The sequence below is a fragment of the Variovorax sp. P1_H12_2 genome (assembly GCF_056405335.1).
Window position 1 is genome coordinate 1 of record NZ_JBFUCI010000475.1, and the last position, 4,527, is coordinate 4,527.

4 protein-coding genes are annotated in these 4,527 nt (G+C 67.6%); all 4 read right to left on the reverse strand.

Annotated elements, in window-relative coordinates:
- On the reverse strand, window positions 1-531 hold a 531-nt coding region (cheD, locus tag AC1D2K_RS30425), incomplete at its 3' end, for a chemoreceptor glutamine deamidase CheD (RefSeq protein ID WP_478093625.1).
- A 25-nt stretch (window positions 532-556) separates the two neighbouring features.
- Window positions 557-1,426, reverse strand: a complete 870-nt coding sequence (locus tag AC1D2K_RS30430; RefSeq protein WP_478093627.1) for a CheR family methyltransferase — start codon at window positions 1,424-1,426, stop codon at window positions 557-559.
- Window positions 1,427-1,489: 63 nt separating this feature from the next.
- The gene (locus tag AC1D2K_RS30435; protein WP_478093629.1) at window positions 1,490-2,749 is read right to left on the reverse strand and encodes an EAL and HDOD domain-containing protein; all 1,260 of its coding nucleotides are present in this window, start codon (window positions 2,747-2,749) and stop codon (window positions 1,490-1,492) included.
- A gap of 153 nt (window positions 2,750-2,902) precedes the next feature.
- Window positions 2,903-4,527: chemotaxis protein CheW (locus AC1D2K_RS30440; protein ID WP_478093631.1), on the reverse strand; the 1,625-nt coding region annotated here is incomplete at its 5' end.

Sequence of the window (4,527 nt, forward strand, 5' to 3'; positions counted from 1 at the left end):
CACGTCGTTCTGAGCCCGCAGCTTGCGAACCACCGCCTTCCCGCTCGCGGGCATGAAGCACACGCGTCGCGCGTGCTGGCCGCGCAGGTCCTGCGCGGCGACGCTGATGCGCTCGGCCTTCAGGTAGCGCAGGACGAAGTCCGCGTTGCGGTCGCCGATGTTGAGCGTGGTCATGTTCGCCAGCACCGCGGCACCGCCGAACACCTTGGCCTGCAGCCGATCGCGCCGCGCGCCGGAGCGGATCAGCTCGCGGATCAGCACGTCCATCGCGTAGGCGCCGTAGCGCATCGACTCGACGGCGTCGCGCGGGACCGCGTCGCCCTCCTCCGGCAACATGAAGTGGTTCATGCCCGCGACGCCGTTGTCGATGTCGAGGATGCAAGCCGAGACGCAGGAGCCCAGCACCGTGGTCAGCACCGTGTCGGTGGTGGTCACGAAGTATTCCGACGGCAGCAGCTTGACCGCCATGCTGCCGACGTCGCGGTCGAAGTAGTGGTGGTTTGCCAGCGAACCCGGCACTCCCGCGCTCATGCTTGCCCCTGCCCTCGCGCTGCGCTCATGCAACGCCCGCCTTGGCCTTCACCCGCGCCAGCTCGTACACCGTGTGGCCGAGCGACTTGAAGCTCGGGTTGACCAGCGAGGCGTTCTCCGAATGGCCGGCAAACAGGAGTCCGTTGGTCTTCAGCAGCGGCGCGAAGCGGTCGAGCACCTTCTTCTGCGTCGGCTYGTCGAAATAGATCAYCACGTTGCGGCAGAAGATCGCATCCACCGGCTCCTTCACCGACCACGAAGGGTCGAGCAGGTTCAGGCGCGAGAACTTCACCAGCTGCGCGACCTCGGGCCGGATGCGGACCTTGCCGGCATTGGTGCCGGTGCCCTTGCTGAAGAAGCGGCGCAGCCGCTCGGGCGACAGCCGGCTTACCTGCTCGGCGGTGAAGACACCAGCCTGGGCCTTGGCCAGCACCGCGGTGTCGATGTCGGTCGAGATCACGCGTGCCGCGTTGGCCTTGTCGCCGAGCGCCTCGATCAGCGTGATCGCGATCGAATAGGGCTCCTCGCCGGTCGAGGCCGCCGAACACCAGATCGTCACCGGCTCCCTGGCCTTGCGCACGTGCTCCGCCAGCACCGGAAAATGATGGGCCTCGCGGAAGAACGAGGTCAGGTTGGTGGTCAGCGAGTTGATGAACGACTGCCATTCGTCACCGTCCTGGCGCGCCTCCAGCAACTCGAGGTAGGAGGAGAACTCCGGCAGCCGCAGCTCCCGCAGCCGGCGCGACAGGCGGCTGTAGACCATCTGTCGCTTCTGCTCGCCCAGCGCGATGCCGGCCCGCCGATGGATCAGCGTCCGGACCTTGGAGAAGTCGCTGTCGGTAAATAGGAATTCGGTGTTCACGGCCGGCGTCGGTGCATGCGCTTCAATGTACATAGCGGGCCTCTTTTCCAATGGATCGATCAAGGGGACAAACACCTTGCAACTCGCGCTTCAGGTTCATCCTGCCGCCTCGTGCGCGTTCACCTCTTGCGACCAGACCAGCGCCGCGAAGTGCGCCGCATTGACCTGACCGGCGCTCACGAAGAGCGCCTCGGAAAGCCGCGCCGCCTGGGCGCCGTCGCCCTCGCAGGCTTCGGCCAGCGCGAGGAAGGGTGCATAGACGCCCTTGCGCTCCAGGATCGCCTGCTGGACCGACTCCGCGAGCTGCACCTTCGCCAGCACCTGCTCCATGGAGACCCCGAGCAGCTGGTCGATCAGCGAGAACATGCCGACCACGAACAGGTTGTCGGCCTCGCCGGCCGGCAGCAGCTGCTGGCCCATCAGCTCGACGAAGCGCCCGCGCGTGATCGCCTTCTTGGTCATGAAGGGCGAGATCGACCGGTTGCTCGTCGCCAGCAGCAGCGACAGCCAGCGGAACAGCGGCGCGTAGCCGAGCATCGCCACCGCATGCCGCAGCGAATGGACTTCGACACCGACGCCGATGGCCGGAGAGTTGATATGGCGCAGCAGCCTGTAGGTCAGCGCGGCGTCGCGCTTGAGCGCCTCTTCGATGGCGCGCACGTTCTCGTTGCGCTGGATCATGTGCATCAGGCGCACGATCAGGATCGCCTCGGGCTGCAGGGCGGCGGCGCCCTCCTTCACCGGTGGATGCATCTGCGAGCCGTCGATGAACACGTCCACACGGCGTCCAGCGCAGGACTGGGCCTGTTGCCAGCTCTCGATCCGCGAGGCGATCAGCTGCAGCGGCGCGCGGCCCAGCGGCTCCTCGCTGCGCACACGCGCCACCCGATCCGGGTCGCCGTCGCCGACGTCGACGTGGGTGATGATGTCGCGCAGCTCGGGGTCGCCCGGCAACGCCTCGGCGTCGCGCAGCATGAAGCCGAAGCCTTGCTCGCGAAGAAAGAGCAGCATCGAGCGCGTTTCGACATCCATCAGGTCGTCGATGCCCATGCACAGGACCACGTTCTCGGGCGGCAGCGACTGAAGCTCGGCCAGGAACAGCGCGTCGACCGTGACATCGAGGAAGATCGCGAGGCGGCCGAGGCGCCAGCCGGTGCGCGCCGGGTTGAGATGCCTGCAGATGTTGTCGAGCAGCGCCCTGAACTGGCTCGACGCGTCCGGCGTTGCCTCGGACCCGGGAGCCGGGAGCCAAGCCATGCGATAGCCCTTGACCCGCTGCTGCGCATCGAGCTGCAGTGCGTAGCTCACATAGCCGTTGGCTTCGCGCGGCCGCAGCGGATCGTCCGTCGGGTCCACCGGGGCACGATCAGCGGCGGCCACCTCATCGCTCGCGGCAGGGTTCGAACCTGCCAGTCGAAAGAAATCAAAGCGCATTGCAAATGTCTCCGTCTGAAGCTCGAGTCAAGCATCCCCGTCGGCGGGATGTCCGGGGCAATGCATGGAAGAGCGTCAGGCCGCGATCGCCTGCGGCCTGGCGGCGCCGGCCAGCGCGGCAGCGCTCGCCGCCTGCGCACGCTGGATGCGCGGCATGGCGCCGACGTCGATGATGAAAGCCACGCTGCCGTCGCCCAGGATCGTCGCCGCCGAGATGCCGGGCACCTTGCGGTAGTTGGTCTCGAGGTTCTTCACCACCACCTGGTGCTGCCCCAGCAGCTCGTCGACCAGCAGCGCGAAGCGCGCGTCGTCGGCCTGCACGATCACCAGGATGCCCTGGGTCGGGTTCACCTGGGCCCCCGCGACGTCGAAGACGCGGTGCAGCTCGATCAGCGGCAGGTACTCGCCGCGCACCTTGATCACATGCCCGTCGCTGGTGATCGAATGCAGGTGGTCGGCGAGCGGCTGCAGCGACTCGATCACGTAGCTCAGCGGCAGGATGTAGGCCTCCGCCCCGACCTTGACCGACATCCCGTTCAGGATCGCCAGCGTCAGCGGCAGAACGATGCGGGTGGTGGTGCCGTGGCCGCCGCGCGACTGGATCTCGACATGGCCGCCCATCTCCTGGATGTTGCGCTTCACTACGTCCATGCCGACGCCGCGGCCGGAGATGTCGGTCACCTGCTCGGCGGTCGAGAAGCCCGGCGCGAAGATCAGCTGCCAGACTTCCTCGTCGGGCATGGTCTCGCTCACGGCCAGGCCCTGCTGCATGGCCTTGGCCAGGATCTTCTCGCGGTTCAGCCCGGCGCCGTCGTCGCTGACCTCGATCACGATGTTGCCACCGTGGTGCTGCGCCGACAGCAGCAGCTGGCCGGTGGCGTCCTTGCCCTTGGCGAGGCGGATGTCGGGCGTCTCGATGCCGTGGTCGAGACTGTTGCGCACCAGGTGCGTGAGCGGATCGACGATGCGCTCGATCAGGCCCTTGTCGAGCTCGGTCTCCTTGCCGTAGGTGTCGAGGCGGACCTGCTTGCCCAGCTTGGCGCTGACGTCGCGGATGACACGCGGGAAACGGCTGAAGACGTAGTCCATCGGCATCATGCGGATCGACATCACGGACTCCTGCATGTCGCGCGCATTGCGCTCCAGATGGCCGAGGCCGCTCAGGAAGCGCTCGTAGACGACCGGGTCGAGCATGGTGGCGGCCTGCGTGAGCATCGACTGCGTGATGACCAGTTCGCCCACCAGGTTGATGAGTTGGTCGACCTTCTCGACATCGACGCGGATCGAGCTCGACTCCTTGGCAGCGGCGGGCGAGGCGGCGGCCTGGGCCTTGGCGCCGGGCTCGGCGACGGGCGGCGCGGGCGCGGCTGCCGGCGGCGCGGCCTGCACTTGCGCCTGCATCGCCGGCTCCTCGACCGGCTCCTCGGCCGCATCGCGCGTGATGTCGATCTGCGATTCGTCGATCACGAAGCAGCAGACGGCGACGATGTCCTCCGGATTGCAAGTGGTCTCCAGCATCACGGTCAACTGGTCGTTGCTGCGCGTGCGCGAGACCAGCCGGCCCAGGTTGGCCAGTTCGTCGGCCAGCAGATCGCATTCGGTGTCCGACAGGCGGGCGAAGCGGATGCGCAGCGCACCGGACCCCGACGGCGCGGCTGCCGGTGCGGCCGCCGCCACGGGTGCCGCGGCGGGCGCGGGCG